This window comes from Segatella paludivivens DSM 17968 = JCM 13650, assembly GCF_000373185.1.
GTDB classification, from domain to species: domain Bacteria; phylum Bacteroidota; class Bacteroidia; order Bacteroidales; family Bacteroidaceae; genus Prevotella; species Prevotella paludivivens.
Genome location: NZ_KB890686.1, coordinates 1 through 17,397 on the forward strand (window position 1 = coordinate 1; position 17,397 = coordinate 17,397).

A 17,397-nucleotide genomic window follows, 5' to 3' on the forward strand; every position below is an offset into this window, starting at 1 on the left:
CATCGAAATCAGCATCACCAGCTAGAATTAATTTAGGAAAATCAGAACTATTTGATTGTGACTTCAACTTTATATAAGCCTCTACTAAATGATGAAGATTTTTCTCAGGAACAAAACGACACATACCAAGCACANACTTACCTTCTTCTATTCCTAATTTATTGAAATACTCAGTATTGTGGCAAATATCAGGTTGAGGAACACCATTATAAATTAGATGAACGCTCTTTGTTCTATTATACTTTTTTGATATCAAATCTTTAATAACATTTGATATAACTATCACATCATCGGCAAACATACATCCCATTCTCTCACCTAGCTTAAGAATAGTCTTGGCAGCAATTCCCCACTTATCTCGATCATAGTCTGGTCCATGATGAGTGAAAACAACTTTCATTCCTAACAATTTAGCATAAGGTACAAGTAATGTTGGACCAATAGCATTCACATGAAGTATTTCTGCACCGTTTCTTTTAGCATAATTAATAGCTTTAAAAGTATGAACAATCGCCTCTAAAGACTTTTTCTTTGGCGATTCTATATTAACTAGCTTCACATTTTTCCACACTTTCAAGTCATCATTAACATAATTACGGCGTCTAATGACAGTTACATCTCCCCCTAAACGTACATTGCGAGGAAATAATTCCTCGCAATGTGTTTCCACTCCTCACATTATATTAGGGATTCCACGTGTACCCGTAACAAATATCTTCATTATAATCCAAAACAAAGATTAATACAACTATTATTTATCTTCTTAATTCCTTTTGATATTAATACTGGTATATATATCCCTACAAAAATACTAAACACGTATAATAGCCAAAAAGGAACAATATATTTAATTTCACTATATAAATATAAATACCGAACTCCCATTTGGAAAAATATGCCCATAAGAAAAATTTGATAGGTATAATTTCTATATGAAGAGAATAGATTAGAGAAAAATTTACATAAATTTTGACAAAGTGAAAAAGAGAATATTATCCCAACCAAATTTCGAACAATAGGTACAATCGGAAGTTCAACATTAACAACAACAAATAACATTAACGACAAAATTAATACATATTTGTTTTGTGCATATTCATACCACTTGTATTTTGAAACTAAGATCCCACTATAAAAATAAAATAACATATAAGAGACTTGCCCTAACTGGAAATATTTACATTGTATATTTGAAACTGATAGTATAATAGAAACTACAAGTATTATGTATTCTAACACTTTGTTATGATTTGCAGACTTATATATTGGATATAAAAGCATCAAAATAAACAAAGAAACAACAAACCACATTTCACTTAATGGATTTGTTTTATATAAAATGAAAACATCAACAAAGTAACTCCAGGATATATCCGCAGGATGCTTCATAAGTGTTGGCAATATTACTTTAGGTAATAATGCGACACACGTAAAAAAGATCATTGGTATATAAAGTCTTTTAAACTTAGCTAAAATGGTCGTTCCATATAACTTTTCTTTGTTTATTTTTGTTATATAAAATAAGTATCCAGATATAAACATAAACAAGGGCATGTGAAATCCATATATTGTTGAATGTATTAAATTTACAAAAGGATGTTCAGGATCTACTATTTCATTATTTAAATCAATATGACCTAACACGACTAACAGCATAGCCCATCCCTGCAGAACAGATAACCACGCTATTTTATTTGATTTCATAATCTATCTCTTAAATCACCTTGACATGAATCCTGACCTACATCACACCATTGAGCATCAAGACATGCAGGTTTCCCATTCATACTACGTAGCTTATTTTTCAAAGCCCACATTGCTGGGTATTTTAAATATTTATGCATAACAGGGCTAGCAGTACCGACCATCCAACAGTTTTTAGGACATCGTCTAACCATACTTCTAACTTGTTCTGCTTGTTCGCTGTTCCATATTTCCATAAATGGCTTGTCGTGTATATTACCCATACTCCATGATAATGGAGTACCATGATTAGGAGTTGATGATGCATTATTTTCTGTAGCAGATTGATCGTTCATTTCTCTAACATCAATAGGTTCAGCTATACCATTACATGGCATTACTTCCCCCCATGGGTCAATAAAAAAATTAGCGCTACCTGCCTCACAGGGTAACATACGTTTACCACCATGAATATAATTGATAAGTCCCATGTTAAACCACGCACGGAACCAGCTCTTAGGATGATTTTCTTTTAACTGCCATTCAATAAGTTGCTTGAAGTTATTAGTTACTTCTTCTTTATTTGTTATCACATTATCATCTTTATGGAAGTAATAAGAGTTATGAAAAGCAGCAGTAGCAAATTCCAAACCCAAAGACTGTGACAACTGGTATAACGAAAGCATATCGTTAGAATTATTGTTTGATACTGTGCAGCCAAAGCCTATGTCCTTAAGTCCCATGTGCTTTAATGTCAATAACGTACGAAGTCCTTTATCAAATCCACCTTTATGCCCACGTAATTCATCATTCTTTTGGCTTAATCCCTCTATAGATATTCTTATTCCAATGTTTGGGAAACGTTTAGCCAAAGCCACAACTCTATCTTCAAACCAACCTGAAGTAGAAATTACAATACGATCGGTATGCTTATAACATTCCTCAACGATATCAGCTATATCTTCACGAATGAAAGGTTCTCCACCTGTCAAATTAATAAACTTCAACTTAGGGAGGCTTTTCAAATCTTCTGCCCTAATCTCATCCTTCTTATTTGTAGGATTTTTCCATATATTACACATTACGCATCGCATAGGACAGCGATAAGTCAATATGATACTTGCATCTGTTGGTACATGTATATTTTTATCCATAACACACCTAATTAATTCTTATATATTTTCATAATTTCGTCATAATACTTTTCTGCATTATACCTATCTTGAGAAACTTTTGCTATCTCAGCGTACTGAAATGACGCATTCCACATCTCATCAATCTTACAACGCAAATTTTCGACATTACGACTTTCAAACAACATTCCATTGAAACTTTCATCTATTAGTTCTGGTATTCCACCAATGTTTGCACCAAGAACGGGGGTTCCAAGACATAAGGCTTCTATTACTGACAAAGGATTGTTCTCATACCATTCAGATGGTATTACGATAAATCTTGCATTGCCTACAAGTCCTTTTATTTCATTCCAATCTTTCTTACCGACAAATTCTATTTTATTTGCTGTAGATAATCTTTCCAATTCTTGACGCAAAGGTCCATCACCAATTACTTTTAGTTTATATGGCAAACTATTCGCTGCATTGATTAGTGTTTCAACACCTTTCTCTTCACTCAGCCTTCCAATATAACAATAATAATTCTTTCTGCTATAATTTTCTCTATAGCATTTCTTTATATCAATAAAATTATTTAGAACAAAAAGCTTTTTTTTACTAAATTTTCCTTGATTCATTTTACTTGCCATAAATTTACTTGGGCAAACATAGATATCCGTTATTGATTCTATTTTTTTACGATTCCATTTTGTTGCCTCAAAATAAGACAAATAACTAGCTATCACTGAATTTTTCATGCACTTATAACGCAAAACATTATGCTTGTCATCAAAACATTTCTCACACACTTTAATTCCGTTTTGCAAACAGTCATATCTTGGACATAATAGTTTATAATCATGAAGTGTCCAAATTACCTTAATACCTTTCTTATGTGCTATTTCTGCTATCGCTGGAGACAATTGAGAATGTATATTATTGAGATGTACTACATCTGGGTTAAAATCATTGAGCAACATTGCAAACTTTCTCATTACCTCAGAAGTTCCAAAAGGCCTCATAAAAGCCTCAATCATACCTAAACCAAATTTAAAATTAACTTCTGACGGAAAATATTTATTCCATTCAGTGTTTATATTATTTGGAAAATTCATCGCAAACACAGCTACATCATGACCATGCTGTTTCAACAATTTTTCCAAATTAATCGTATAGATACAATCTCCACCTCTATGATAATAGAATTTATTTGCTAATATTATTCTCATTAAATTTATAATTTATCACACCCAATTGATTCTATTTAACATCTCCTAACTTGGACTATGGAATATATTATACTTGTTTAGAATATTTACTTAATTCAAACAATTTTATATACGAATTTGCGCAAGATTCTATCGATAATTTTTCCTTATATGTACTAATTAGCAAATCCTTATTAATTTTTTGCTTATTATTTATTGCATTTTCTATTGCCTTAATATATGAATCATCTCCAAAATCATGCGCAACAAACCCATTTACCTCATCTTTAATAATGTCATTAAACCCACTTACAGGTGTTCCTACAGGAATACATCCGACACTAAGAGCCTCAATTAATGTTATTGGCATACCTTCATAATCAGAACTTAACGTAAAAAAATCTGCACATTTGAAAAAATCTACAACATTATGTTTTAATCCAAGAAATATAATACCACTACATGCACTTTTCTTTGCAAGGATCCCAATTTCATTATCATAACCACCACCTATAATTAACAACAATGTATCTGGATATTTACTAATAACCTTATTAAAACACCGTACAAGTCTTGGGATATTTTTTTGAGGTTGACAACGACATACAGAAACAAAAATATTTGAAACTCCCGTTTTTCTATAGTTGTCGAAAATTTTTTTTACCTCAAAAAATTTATCCGTTTCTTTTAATAGCTCCCTACCATTATAAATAGTAGCAATTGCCCTCTTTCCAAAAACGTTTAATAGAGAAGTTGAATTCTGATCAGAAATACCAATTAGTTCAAATCTCTTAAATTTAAACAATATCTTTTTTATAAGAAATCTTATGTTACCCCTTTCTGACTCTGCTTGGTTATGAGATGTCACAAAATATCTTGCTTTCCTATGAAATATAAGAGGCAAAACACAAAAAAAAGGAACAGAAGCCAAATGCATGTGAACTATATCAACTTGTTTATTATTAATTACCTTAAACAACTTAAAGAATATAGTTGGTCCAAATTTTCTTAGACCTAATGATTCAACACGTACCTCCTTATGGATATCATTTAAATAGAATCCATAATTCTCATATTTAAGATCTTTCAAAGTAAGTAATGTTACAGAATGTCCTTCTTTTGTAAATTGATTACACAAATCAACAACAAATCTTTCTGCTCCACCAGACGTTAATCCTATTATAATTTCTAAAATTTTCATATTTTTTAATTAAAGAAAACTGACTGATAATGATTAATAGCATCATTGTTAATTATATGTCTAATATGGAGGAAGAAATATATAAACAAAATACTAAACAAAAGGCTTTTTTTAATAATTAAATGTTTTTTACTATTCCAAAGGTAATGGCAATAAAAACTCATTACTATAATTTTATGCAAACTGAAATAATAATTAACCCTTAAAAATATTGTATTAGCAGAAACTATAGGTGTTAAAATTTCGCCTATGACAAATAAATTATAGAAAAAAGAAAAATGATATTTATTATATACTGTTTTGAGCTGAGTTGACGATAATATTAGAAAAAAATCTATTACTAAATATAAGTTTTTTGCTATACCTTCTCCTTGATTAGCAGCTGAATATAATTCGAATTGTTGCATTCTCCAACTATCATTATAATCGGCAATATTTCCGCCCATCAAACCAGCTCCAGCCATCATGATATTTTTAAAATCGCTATAGAATACGGATCCAAGAACACATGATAATAATAAAATACCTAATGTTATATATTTATTTTTAAATAGATCTAACTTTATAAATGGTAACCATATTAAAGACAATATTGATGATTTATGAATGAAGAAACCAAGAAGAGCAATACTAAATATTTTCTTTTTATTTGACTTTTTAAAATATAAGCAATAAGCATAAAACCATAAAAAGAAAGCCGCAATTTGACGCATTACATTTAAACTTTCATTAAAGATTATAGTAAAATAAAAGAAAAAGAAAAGTGGATATAAAAACTTTGCGAATTTTAAGCTTTTGCTTACAGGTATAATTATCAAAAACGTCAGTATTATATTAATAAAAGTAAAAGGCATCCCTAATAATTTAGCAATATAATTTAACAACAAATATCCTCTATCTTGTCCCTCAACAGGAAACTTGTCCGTCTTACAATATATATTATACCAACTTTCATAATTAAGATAGTCAACACCAACTTGATACCTGAATCCAACTATTAATATATAGACAAATAATAAAAGAAACATTGCATATTTTGGTTGCATATTTATGGTTTGCTTTCCATTTTTATCTATAAGATAATCACTTTGGCGAAATATAATACCACATTCTATTATAAAGAACATGAGAAACATATATACAAAAAAAGTCAATATATCCATATTACACTAACCTATAATTTCTTTCAATGTATCTAAATATTTATGACCAAATTTTAAATCGGGTTCCATATAATTACCTTCACCCCACTCATTCCATGAACGCAAAAATAATATACGATGTTCAGGTTTTTTATTTTTCACTATTTCTAACGCCTCAATAACATGTTTCTTAAATAATTCAGGAGTAGAGCCTGTGTATATCACAGCATTCCTTCCACTTCGAGGTGATCTATCCCAATTAGGAACAATTGATGGATAAGAACATTCCATTCTATCATAATCATTAAACAAAAATTTAATAATATCTTTATACTTATACTTGTTTAATGGAGATAGCCATGGACATAATTGGCGCAACTTATGCGTCAGCATTTTTTTAAAATATCCGTTGACCTTAGTTTCTGCATACCATAAATTAGAAGGCGTTATGGCATCAAGTCCCATCTCCAAAACTTTTTGGTAATTTTTTGTCCATCCTGTCGTCATACCTACAAAATGGAAACCATTTAGACCATTTTTTAAAGCCAACTCGTTCCATTTTTCCTTAAATTTTTCAAAATCAGGCATATCCATTGGTGCATAAATTACAAATAACAATTTATTATCAACTTTGATATACCTTTTGTCTTTAAAGGCTTTTAAATATTTATCAAAATGCAAGATATAATCTTTTTCTCCTGGATAATCCATTTTTGCAATTATCTCTTTTCGATTTCCATTGGCAGTCCACGTATTAGTAGCCCAATCATGATTTGCCCATCCCAAGCAAAATGGGAAATCAGGAGATCCACTATCAACAACTTCATTAAAAGGTTGCTCCAAAAGTTCTTTTCCATTGCCAAACCAATAATGCCAATAACAAAAACCTTCAATCCCTGCACTCTTTGCAAGTTCTGCTTGCTGCTCTCTAACCCAACCATTACGCAAATCATAATAACCTAAATCAGCAGGAACTCTAGGTTGGTAATGTCCCTTAAACAAAGGTTTTGCTTTACCAACATTAGTCCATTCGGTGAAACCCTTACCCCAATATTTATCATTCTCTGGAATTGGGTGATATTGTGGGAGATAATATGCTATAACTCGTGCTTTCTTATTCATATAGATTCAGTATCTTAATTATTTAATTATTTTTGCAGGAACCCCACCTACAACAGAATATGCAGGAACATCCTTGGTAACGACAGCATTAGCAGCAATAACAGCTCCATCTCCAATTTTAACACCAGATAAAATAGAAACCTTATCTCCTATCCATACATTATTTCCAATATGTACAGCTCCTTTAGAATTCAACTCTCGCTTTAATGGTTGCTGTAGTAACGTATTATATTCACAATCACCATGATTATTATCAGAAATATAGACATAACGGCCTGTTAAGACACCGTTTCCTATTATTATCTCATTTATTGATGTTATGTGATTGTACTCACCAATGCAACAATTATCACCTATAATAATTCTTGGGTTATATATGACATTAATATATTCCTTCCAACAACCCAATATACAATTTTTAGCTATACATGTGTTATTTCCAATATAAATATTTCGTTGACCACCACCTTGAAACTGAATTCCGGGGGCAAGAGAACTACCATCACCAATAAAACCAACAAAATGCTTTATCCATTCATTGAAAAGAATTTGTTGTAAATATTTGTATTTCTTATACATGTTGTAAGTATAAATTATACTTACAACATGTATAAATATTTTTATTATCTTTTTAAAATAACGCATTGTATTTATATATACATTAATTTGTCATAGTCCTAAATTCAAAAGCCGATATGGCCTAAAATCAGATACAAAAGAAACACTTTGATTAAGGATTGTTCTTAGCATATTTCCCAAGCAATAAAGTATTAAGGCTGTTCTTAATTACATTATTCTTAGTATTATGTATGCGACTTAACATGATATTTTATCTTATTGACTATATCATTTTGCGTATTCGCTCATTATAGTCATTGTATGATTTTTTCACTGAATCTACATATGCCTTTTTTGATGTAGTTTTCAGAGCTTCTAACCGACAACATTCTCTCATATTTTTTTTCTCTTCAGGCGACAATCTGAACATTTTAATTATACACTCTGCAAAAGCTTCAGAATCTTTCAACGGAGCTAAGAAACCAGTATTTTTATCTTTAACGGAATCAATACAAGTTCCCATCTCAAAGCTAATAACAGGTGTTCCACAAGATATTGATTGATTCACCATCATTGGACCTGCATCATTAATTGACGGGCTTAAGAAGGAATCTGATAAAGCATATATTTCGGCCAAGTCATTTGTTTGTAAGAAACCAAGTCCTTTTCCTTCAAAATTCAATTTGTTCAATATTTCTTTAGATTCATTACCTGCAACAAGCAAGTAAAATTTAGAACATTCATCTTTTGTTAGCTTTGCTGAAACAAAATCAAAAGCTTCAATCAAAAAACTCATACCTTTTCTTTCATCAGTAATAGATTGACTACCAAAGAATAGTATAAATTGTTTATTTTCAGGAATACAATATTTTATTCTTAATAGATTTCTGTCCATAGGCTTAAAAATATCCTCTAATATAATTGGAAAAGAAACTGTATGTTGGAGTCCATTCATTATCTCCGATTGATTAAACCATTTAAACATGTATGTATTAGCAATAATCAAAGGATTAATTTCTTTGATTACCTTTTTTCTAAACAAGAAATTGAAATGCGTAAAATCATTTTCGTTACTAGAACATATTGCGGGACATTTACCGCATCCAATTTTGTATCTTTGACAATTTCCTGGAAAATGACAACCTCCAGCAAAAGGACCATAATCAACGCATTCGAAGAAGATCGGGCATTTAATCTTCTTATGAATTGCAAATACTGTTTTATAGCTTAACATTCCCTGCCAGAACTTTATCAACACTAAATCATATTCTCTTTTAATTGATTTTATAACTAGTGATGAAGGAACTGGAGGACAATTCTCGTTTTTATAAAATAAGAAATAAGGTCCAAATTGTTTTGGTATAATTGATAATAAGCGCTGATATAATTTATATGTAAATAAACAGAATTTATTGTTCTTTAAAATATACTTATATTCACTATGATTTTCAACCTCAAATAGTGTTAACACATCAACATTTAGATTATCATTTTCCAATGCATTTTTTGCATCTCTTGCCAAGACCCCAGGACCAGACTCAGGATTAGCAGATGAAATAATCAGTATATTTTTAATGTTTTTTTTCATAGAAATCCCTAATCGCATTTATAACATATTCTACTTCTTCGTTTTTTAGTTCATAAAACAGAGGAAGTCGAATAAGAGTATCTGCAAACCTATCACAATTTGATAGATTAGGAATAATATTATTATGTCGCTTGTAAAACTCGCTAAGATGCAAACTTAAATAATGAAAAACAGCCAATACCCCATTTTCTTTTAAGAATGCAATCAATTCAGTTCTTTCTTCCAAACTACGACATGTCATGTAAAACATATGTGCATTATTTGTTGCATATGAAGGAATATTGGGCAATTTTACGAAACCTTCTAAAGCTAAATCTTTTAAGCCATTATTATACGCATTCCATATATCTCTACGCCTATTTTGAATTTCTGTAAGTGACTCTAATTGAGCATAAAGGAATGCAGCATTAATTTCTGATGGCAAAAAAGAAGATCCAGTATCAACCCAACCATACTTATTAACCATTCCTCGGAAAAATTCTGCACGATTAGTACCTTTCTCCCAAATTATTTCAGCCCTACGAATATATTGTTCATCATTTACTATCAAAAGTCCACCTTCGCCTCCTGCTGTAACATTCTTCGTTTCGTGAAAAGAAACACAGCCAAAATCACCAATACTTCCCAAGGGGCGTCCCTTATAGAATGAATCAATAGCTTGTGCAGCATCTTCCACCACAAAAAGACCATGTCGATGAGCAATATCCATGATTTTGTCCATATCACAAGAAACACCAGCATAATGAACAACAACTATAACCTTAGTTTTATCTGTTATAAGAGATTCTATCTTGTCTGGATCTATATTGGGATTATCATCACAACTGTCAGCAAAAACTATTTTAGCACGCTCTCTCACAAATGCAAGTGCAGAAGATACAAAAGTGTAAGATGGTACTATAACCTCGTCACCTGGATTTATATTACATAAAATTGCAGCCATTTCAAGCGCATCCGAGCCAGATGTTGTCAATATGGCTTTTTTAAAACCATATCGACTTTCAAAAAAATCATGGCATTTTTTTGTAAACTCACCGTTACCAGACAATTTGCCAGCATAAACGGCTTGATAAATATAATGAGCTTCTTTTCCTGTAAGAAAAGGTTTATTAAACGGTATCATACTGTATATATATTTAATTTATATGTTTTACAAACACGTATGTTGTTTTTATAATCTTATAATTAAGATAATTATATAATTGCACAACAGGAGCATTATTAGACGAAATACTAGTTACAACATTTTTGTATTTCTTCTTTAAAACGTCCTGTGCAAGGAAGAGAAAAGAAGGAGTTAACAACCCTAAACCTTGCTCTTGAAAATCATGGAATATGCCACCTAACAATCCATCTAAATTATTTTCATCATCTTTAGCCATGGCAAATCCAATATCGTTATTTTGTTTGCTCGCTACAATAAAAATTGATGTATTATTTTTAAATTCATCTTTCATCCAGTTTATGTAGCGTTTTGTCCCTATCTCTGGACCAAAAACAGGATCAATGCAAATCCGATCTGTAGAAAACATATTTACAGTCACACTAGCAATTAATTTATTAAAATCATCTTGTGAATCAACAATTCTAAAATCCAAATCTGATTTTAATAATTCTATTAAATAATCATTGCTATCAAAACTTTTTATTTTTTTTAACAATCTAAATTGACATTCAATGAAAGTGAAATTTTTGTTAGAGAGTAATATATTAGTTTCTGGCTGATTAACAGGCACCTTAACTACAATATATTCAAAATTTGTTTCAAGATAATTAATATCATCTAATGTTATATTTTCACCTTTATCTAATACAACTTCAACAGTTGAACAATCAAGATTTTTCTTTTCCCAAAAGCAATCAGTTATTTTCATGAATTAAAATTTAAGTATTACCCCCCCCCAACTTAGGCCTACACCAAATCCTGTGACCATCACATGCATTCCTGGTATGATATTTTTGTGAACAAGACAATCCTTTAATCCAATTAAAACTGTAGAAGATACAGTATTACCTGTTTCGCTCAAATTAATATAAAACTTATCTTTAGACAATTGACACACCTTCCTAATCGTATTTAACATAAACTTATTAGCTTGATGAAAGACGTAATAGTCAACATCGTCTTTTTTGATGTTATTTTTTCTCAATATCTGCTTAAACAATTCAGGCACGGCATCCAATGTAAAATTGAAAATCTCGCTACCATTCATATATAGATAATCATCATATTGATAGTGTTCTTCCTCATCAAGCTGAACTTTACTAGTCTTATCTTTCATGCGAGCTCCACCAGACCGTATTATTAACATATCAGCACCACTTCCATCCGTACCTAAAACAAACTCACCGATTTCTGCAAATCCATCTGTTGAAATCAAACAAGCAGCAGCACCATCTCCAAAAATAGATCTATTACTCTTATCACTAGGGTGAAGATATTTTGTATACGTTTCCGCAGTAAGTAATAATACATTCTTTGCTATACCAGCATAAATTAGCCCTTTAGCTATTGCCATACCATACACACAGCCAGAGCATCCTAAGTCATAATCAAAAGCACCAGCTGAAGTTGGTATTCCTAGTTTATGTTGAAGTAAACATGCAGTTGATGGCAAATGGTAATCAGGACTTTGGGTACAAAGTAAAATAAAATCAATATTTTGGGGATTAATACTATATTCTTTAAACAAATTAATAGCTGCTTTTTCTGCCATGTCGCCAGCCGTTTCATCAGCTGCAGCTAAATGTCGAGAATCAACTCCAACCTTTGCTGCAACTTTTTCCACGTTCCACTCAGGAAAATCATTAACTAAATCTTCATTAGTAACAATTGCACTAGGTAAATAATAACTAATTCCTTTTATAAAAGCCTTCATTTATCAGTTCAATTTAATAATACACCCAGCCCAAGAAAGACCTATACCAAATCCAGCTAACATTATTATTTTTGCAGTTTTATCTTTTTCAAGAAATCTCTTTAAAGCAATTGGAATTGTTGATGACGTAGTATTTCCAACATCAGTGACATCATTATAAAATTTAATTTTATCAAAGCCACAAATCTTTCGTATAGAATTAAGAGTAAATTTATTAGCTTGATGAAAGACAAATTCATCAATATCGTTCACATTTAATTCATTTTTTACTAATACATTATTTACTAGCACGGGAACTTTGTCCAATGTGAAACTAAATACCTCAGAACCATTCATATAGAAAAAATCCGATGATTGAAAAGCACCACTTTCATCAATTCCTAAGTCACCAACAATCTTTTGCTTACGTGCGCAACCAGATTCAACAATTATATTTTGAGCACCTGAACCATCTGTTCCAAAAGAAAAATCACATATTTCGGCAAAGCCGTCAGTAGAGACTAATGTTGCACTAGCTGCTTCTCCAAATAACATACGATTTCCTTTATCCTTCTTATTAATGTACATCTGTATTGTATCACCAGTAAGTAAAAGAATATTCTTACACATTCCCCCTAGGATATATCCCTTTGCTATAGATAGCCCATACACAAATCCTGAACATCCCAAATCATAATCAAAAGAGCCACAAGTTGTTGGTAGATTTAATTCTTTTTGAATAATACAAGCAGTAGATGGTAAATGATAATCAGGACTTTGAGTACAGAATAAAACAAAATCTATGTCATTAGTATCTATCTTATTATCTTTAAACAACTGCTTTGCTGCATTTACAGCCATATCTTTTGCAGTTTCTCCATCATCAGATATATGTCTTTCACAAATACCTAAAGATTTAGCTATTTTTTCTATATTTTCAGACGGAAATTCATTTTGTATTTCTTCATTAGTTACTATACGTTTAGGTAGATAATAACTAATCGCTTTAATATATGCTTTCATCTTTTGTTCATGTTAAAATTCCTTCGCCACCACCAGATATATCTATGGCATTACCTGTCATCCAGCTGCTTGCATCAGATAACAAATATAATACAAGATACGCAATATCTTCTGGTTTACCATAACGCTTTAGTGCATATTTATTTTGCAAAACTTCCAAATCTTCTTTTGTAACACCATCTTGTATTATTAAATCTGTCCAAACCATTCCTGGACAAACACAATTAACTCTAATTTTACGTGGTGCAAGCTCTAATCCTAGACATTTTGCATAAGATACAATAGCACCTTTAGATGCACTATAAACAGAATTAGCAATATTAGGATGCTTTGCTCCAATTGAAGATATAAAAACTATTGATGAGTTTTTATTTATTACTTTATGCTGAAGTAATAGAGCTTGAAACAATATTGGAGCATAAGTATTAGGCAAAAAATCATGAGTCAGATTTATCATGTTTATATTTTTACATAATACTCGACTACCGACACCTGCATTATGGACTATACCATCAAGATGAGGAAGTTGAGACACTAAAGCCTCAGCCTCTTTTTCTATAGTAAGATCTGCAATAACTTTCTTATTGAGATTACCTTCCATCATAGATAGAGTTTCGTCCAATTTAAGTTTGTTCCTTCCTGTAATAATTACACGTGCACCCATTTTTGAACATTCTATTGAAATAGCACGTCCTATACCGGAAGAAGCCCCTGTTACAAGGATTGTCTTACCAAATAAAGAAAACGGATTATCCATATTACAACGAAGATACAAAATTAAACAAATCTAGAACCGTGCTGCATGTGCGTATTTCCTTTCCTGTAATACTTTTGCCATATTCTGTCTTAATAAAAGCAATAATAGACAAAGTCGTTAATGAGCTCCATTCATCTAGATCTGAATAAACTGTTTCTGCTGTTATTTCAGACTCGTCTGTATCATCAAACTGTTGAGCAAATTTTGCAATAAAATCTTGTAATTCCATAATATATACTTTAATTTATAATCGATTTTTGTAATCTTATCCTAAAATTTATATTTATCATTCATAATTTTTAAATGCTTTATATTTTATACAGAAAAACCTACGTTTGTTTCTATATTAACTTATTATGATATTTTTACCAACTTCAAACAATAATATAATTATCTACATCAAATTATGTGCTTTCTACAAAAGAATCTATCATAAAACTTACAAAGTTCTAATTTAAGATATTCATTCTCTTCTATTCTGAAAATAAAAAGAGAACCTATAAATACAACTAAACCAACAAATCCTCCTATAATAAATTGAAGATAATAATTATCAAATATCAATAGTACTAAATATATAGCTAATGCTGTCAAAATTGAAATACCAAGTAAATCTTTTGTAAATCCAAGTTGCTTAGATATTGTAATACCACCTGATGTTCTTGCAACTCTCAATGATATATACATTTCTATAATGTTACTTATTACTATACTTAAAGCAATAGCTGTTATATTAATATTAAGTGCTATTATGATTAAAACGAACGAAAATATTCTCTTTATTACGGAAGCTTTAGCATTTAACCCAGCATAACCTAAAGCTACTGAATAATTACCACAATTGTACAAATAAGGGTATGTAATAAAAGAGATACAGAATATTGAAAGCAATGGTGCTGCCTCTACCCATTTTTTTGTAAGTAGAATTATAATCAAAGGTTTTGATAAAACACATATTAAAATCAATATCGGAAATATTGCCATACAAGAAAGACGAAGGTATTTTCTATAAGCTATATCTAATTTGTCTTTATTGTTTTGCAAGCCACAATATATCGGATATATTGTTCTACCTAAGACTTCCATTATGGAAGCTGAAGGTAACATGGATATGGTAAATCCTTTATTATAATATGCAAGTTGTGCAGGCGAATAGATCTTGCCAATGACAAGATTTGTTATTTGGATATAACAAGTAGTTAAGAAATCTGTGAACAGTAATTTTGAACCAAAGCCAAACAAGTTACGAAAAGATTTTATTGAGAAAATAAATCTTGGCATCCAATGAGAAAAAGACATAAGCATAATAGAGGAAAGTAATGTGCTTGATACACTTTGAATAACTAAAGCCCACGCTTCCATACCTTTGTATGCACAATATACACCAATAACTCCACTTATAATAACAGACGTTGTACGGGCTTTTGCCTGTGTTTTAAAATCAAGAACAGCTTGTAACTTTATCAATTGTGTTATAGACAAGCTTGAAAAAATTAAATTCAACGCTATAACACGAGTCAAATTCTTTAGTTCAGGTGCATGATAAAAGTCTGCTATATATGGTGATGATATGAAAATAACAAGATATAATATAACAGCTATAACCATATTAAAAATAAAAACTGTATAATAATCTTTATCAGTCCTATCTTTCTTATGAATTAAAGCGCCCTTAAAACCACCATCAATAAATAATTGAGCAAATGCCATAAATACCTGAACCATAACAACTACACCATATGCAGAAGGAGAAACGAGCCTGGCTATAATTATGCTTATTATAAAAGATATGCCTTGAACAGAAAAGTAATCAACTGCACTCCAAAAAAAGCCTTTAGAAATTTTCGACATTATTCTTTAATTTGTCTATACTTTAGAATAGTTCATTTATAAAATTCGTTCTTGTACAAATCGATAGCAGAACCAATAGCAACATCCATATTACAATATTCCCATTCAGCAAAGCGACCTAGAAGATAAATACCATCTCTAGCCAAAATATCTTTAAGATTACTTATCATATTACGAGTATTATTATCTTGTATTGGATATGTATACTTCTCAAAATTATGCGCTAAATACTTAGGATGAAATGAAATTTTATTTAGGTTATCTATTATATCTTCTTTAGAAATATAATCTGTAAACTCTACAGTTGCAGTCATTTTACCATCAGCATTATTTGTTTCCGAAAAATTACCTGTACATATTATACGATGTGATTCATGAATACGATTAGGTAAATATACCCAACTATATGGATTATTATCTATCTCACAAAACACAGAAGTAGTACCATGCGCCTCAAGATCCTCTATCTGCTTTTCAAATGCCCCCAATGCATACATTTTCGGTAAAGACTTTATATTGCCACAGAATATAACACGATTACATTTTTCACCATTTACCAATAAAATACCATTTATTTTATCTATTTTATCTATCGTAGTATTATATTTTATCGTTAAATTTTCAGCTAACCTATCAGCCAAAAACTGAGAGCCTCCCCTCTTTGCATAATAAAAAGAAGAATGTACAAATTGATGTTCTTCTATATGATTCATATTATTAAAAATCATTTCTTCTACACTTGGCATTGGGAGTTTTCCTTCAAGCCAAGACAGTGGAACTTTGGTAAGATCTCTACGCCATACTTTATAATTATAAGGATGAAAATATAATTTATAAAGAGTTTCACCAAAGCGTCCTTTCAGAAATTCCTCAAAATTATGTGGCGCAGAGGTACTTTTTGTAATTCTTAACAAATCTGCAATAAATGCTTTTTGGGTGTCAACATCAAAATAATACGCATGATTTTCAATAGGATATGGAACAACCAATTTATCATTAAATACAACTGCTGAATTACGAATTGTTTTAGTAAATTCATTCTCCCTATCAAAATAATTCCAAAACCAATTCATAACGTCTTGACGTTTTGTATTGAATACGTGACCACCTGTTCTATGAAAAAGTGAACCATTCACTACGTCACATTTGACCATACCTCCAGGACGAGAGTCTTTTTCAAATACAACTACTTCCTCCCCATGACTCTGTAGTATATTAGCTATTGCAAGACCAGACATACCTGCACCAACAACAATATATTTCATTAATTAAATTTTATATATGATAATAG

The 17,397-nt window shown here is 30.7% G+C and carries 17 protein-coding genes; all 17 read right to left on the bottom strand.

The features are described from left to right. Window positions 1–670 (bottom strand): glycosyltransferase family 4 protein (locus B045_RS14765; protein ID WP_018464789.1); only part of this gene is annotated, 670 nt, incomplete at its 3' end. A gap of 50 nt (window positions 671–720) precedes the next feature. Then, window positions 721–1,704 (bottom strand): acyltransferase family protein, encoded by a 984-nt coding sequence (locus B045_RS0113450; protein ID WP_018464790.1) that lies wholly within the window; start codon window positions 1,702–1,704, stop codon window positions 721–723. Next, window positions 1,701–2,837, bottom strand: a complete 1,137-nt coding sequence (locus B045_RS0113455; protein ID WP_018464791.1) for a radical SAM protein — start codon at window positions 2,835–2,837, stop codon at window positions 1,701–1,703. Before B045_RS0113455 ends, B045_RS0113450 begins: the two co-directional genes overlap by 4 nt. 11 nt (window positions 2,838–2,848) lie before the next feature. After that, entirely contained in the window at window positions 2,849–4,027 is a 1,179-nt protein-coding gene (locus B045_RS0113460) for a glycosyltransferase (RefSeq protein WP_018464792.1), read from the bottom strand. A gap of 67 nt (window positions 4,028–4,094) precedes the next feature. Next, window positions 4,095–5,207, bottom strand: coding sequence for a glycosyltransferase (locus tag B045_RS0113465; RefSeq protein ID WP_018464793.1), 1,113 nt, complete (start codon window positions 5,205–5,207; stop codon window positions 4,095–4,097). A 5-nt stretch (window positions 5,208–5,212) separates the two neighbouring features. After that, window positions 5,213–6,370, bottom strand: a complete 1,158-nt coding sequence (locus tag B045_RS0113470; protein ID WP_081618645.1) for an EpsG family protein — start codon at window positions 6,368–6,370, stop codon at window positions 5,213–5,215. 6 nt (window positions 6,371–6,376) lie between these two features. Next, complete coding sequence (locus B045_RS0113475) at window positions 6,377–7,471, bottom strand: glycoside hydrolase family 99-like domain-containing protein (RefSeq protein WP_018464795.1); 1,095 nt, start codon at window positions 7,469–7,471, stop codon at window positions 6,377–6,379. Between the two features lie 18 nt (window positions 7,472–7,489). After that, complete coding sequence (locus B045_RS0113480) at window positions 7,490–8,050, bottom strand: acyltransferase (protein WP_018464796.1); 561 nt, start codon at window positions 8,048–8,050, stop codon at window positions 7,490–7,492. A gap of 262 nt (window positions 8,051–8,312) precedes the next feature. Continuing rightward, window positions 8,313–9,617 carry a glycosyltransferase gene (locus tag B045_RS0113485; RefSeq protein WP_018464797.1) on the bottom strand — a complete coding sequence of 435 codons (1,305 nt, stop codon included), beginning with the start codon at window positions 9,615–9,617 and terminating at the stop codon, window positions 8,313–8,315. Then, window positions 9,601–10,740, bottom strand: a complete 1,140-nt coding sequence (gene rffA / locus B045_RS0113490) for a dTDP-4-amino-4,6-dideoxygalactose transaminase (protein ID WP_018464798.1) — start codon at window positions 10,738–10,740, stop codon at window positions 9,601–9,603. Before rffA ends, B045_RS0113485 begins: the two co-directional genes overlap by 17 nt. Window positions 10,741–10,753: 13 nt before the next feature. Next, on the bottom strand, window positions 10,754–11,491 hold the full coding sequence (locus tag B045_RS0113495; protein ID WP_018464799.1) for a hypothetical protein: 738 nt from the start codon (window positions 11,489–11,491) through the stop codon (window positions 10,754–10,756). Window positions 11,492–11,494: 3 nt separating this feature from the next. Continuing rightward, window positions 11,495–12,496: a 3-oxoacyl-ACP synthase III family protein gene (locus B045_RS0113500; protein ID WP_018464800.1), complete on the bottom strand. Its 1,002-nt coding sequence runs from the start codon at window positions 12,494–12,496 to the stop codon at window positions 11,495–11,497. 3 nt (window positions 12,497–12,499) lie between these two features. Continuing rightward, window positions 12,500–13,498, bottom strand: coding sequence for a 3-oxoacyl-ACP synthase III family protein (locus B045_RS0113505; RefSeq protein ID WP_018464801.1), 999 nt, complete (start codon window positions 13,496–13,498; stop codon window positions 12,500–12,502). Window positions 13,499–13,505: 7 nt separating this feature from the next. Further along, on the bottom strand, window positions 13,506–14,255 hold the full coding sequence (locus tag B045_RS0113510; RefSeq protein ID WP_018464802.1) for an SDR family NAD(P)-dependent oxidoreductase: 750 nt from the start codon (window positions 14,253–14,255) through the stop codon (window positions 13,506–13,508). A 1-nt stretch (window position 14,256) separates the two neighbouring features. Continuing rightward, window positions 14,257–14,484: an acyl carrier protein gene (locus tag B045_RS0113515; protein ID WP_018464803.1), complete on the bottom strand. Its 228-nt coding sequence runs from the start codon at window positions 14,482–14,484 to the stop codon at window positions 14,257–14,259. A gap of 170 nt (window positions 14,485–14,654) precedes the next feature. Next, entirely contained in the window at window positions 14,655–16,106 is a 1,452-nt protein-coding gene (locus B045_RS0113520; protein ID WP_018464804.1) for a lipopolysaccharide biosynthesis protein, read from the bottom strand. Between the two features lie 32 nt (window positions 16,107–16,138). Next, a complete protein-coding gene (locus B045_RS0113525) occupies window positions 16,139–17,371 on the bottom strand; it encodes a protoporphyrinogen/coproporphyrinogen oxidase (protein WP_018464805.1) in 1,233 nt (410 codons plus the stop codon). Window positions 17,372–17,397 lie beyond the last annotated feature (26 nt).

Coding starts and splice junctions, on each gene's coding strand:
- B045_RS0113465 (WP_018464793.1), bottom strand. CDS start 5,207: ATGAAAATTTTAGAAATTATAATAGGATTAACGTCTGGTGGAGCAGAA.
- B045_RS0113460 (WP_018464792.1), bottom strand. CDS start 4,027: ATGAGAATAATATTAGCAAATAAATTCTATTATCATAGAGGTGGAGAT.
- B045_RS0113505 (WP_018464801.1), bottom strand. CDS start 13,498: ATGAAAGCATATATTAAAGCGATTAGTTATTATCTACCTAAACGTATA.
- B045_RS0113480 (WP_018464796.1), bottom strand. CDS start 8,050: ATGTATAAGAAATACAAATATTTACAACAAATTCTTTTCAATGAATGG.
- B045_RS0113520 (WP_018464804.1), bottom strand. CDS start 16,106: ATGTCGAAAATTTCTAAAGGCTTTTTTTGGAGTGCAGTTGATTACTTT.
- B045_RS0113495 (WP_018464799.1), bottom strand. CDS start 11,491: ATGAAAATAACTGATTGCTTTTGGGAAAAGAAAAATCTTGATTGTTCA.
- B045_RS0113515 (WP_018464803.1), bottom strand. CDS start 14,484: ATGGAATTACAAGATTTTATTGCAAAATTTGCTCAACAGTTTGATGAT.
- B045_RS0113475 (WP_018464795.1), bottom strand. CDS start 7,471: ATGAATAAGAAAGCACGAGTTATAGCATATTATCTCCCACAATATCAC.
- B045_RS0113500 (WP_018464800.1), bottom strand. CDS start 12,496: ATGAAGGCTTTTATAAAAGGAATTAGTTATTATTTACCTAGTGCAATT.
- rffA (WP_018464798.1), bottom strand. CDS start 10,740: ATGATACCGTTTAATAAACCTTTTCTTACAGGAAAAGAAGCTCATTAT.
- B045_RS0113485 (WP_018464797.1), bottom strand. CDS start 9,617: ATGAAAAAAAACATTAAAAATATACTGATTATTTCATCTGCTAATCCT.
- B045_RS0113525 (WP_018464805.1), bottom strand. CDS start 17,371: ATGAAATATATTGTTGTTGGTGCAGGTATGTCTGGTCTTGCAATAGCT.
- B045_RS0113450 (WP_018464790.1), bottom strand. CDS start 1,704: ATGAAATCAAATAAAATAGCGTGGTTATCTGTTCTGCAGGGATGGGCT.
- B045_RS0113510 (WP_018464802.1), bottom strand. CDS start 14,255: ATGGATAATCCGTTTTCTTTATTTGGTAAGACAATCCTTGTAACAGGG.
- B045_RS0113470 (WP_081618645.1), bottom strand. CDS start 6,370: ATGGATATATTGACTTTTTTTGTATATATGTTTCTCATGTTCTTTATA.
- B045_RS0113455 (WP_018464791.1), bottom strand. CDS start 2,837: ATGGATAAAAATATACATGTACCAACAGATGCAAGTATCATATTGACT.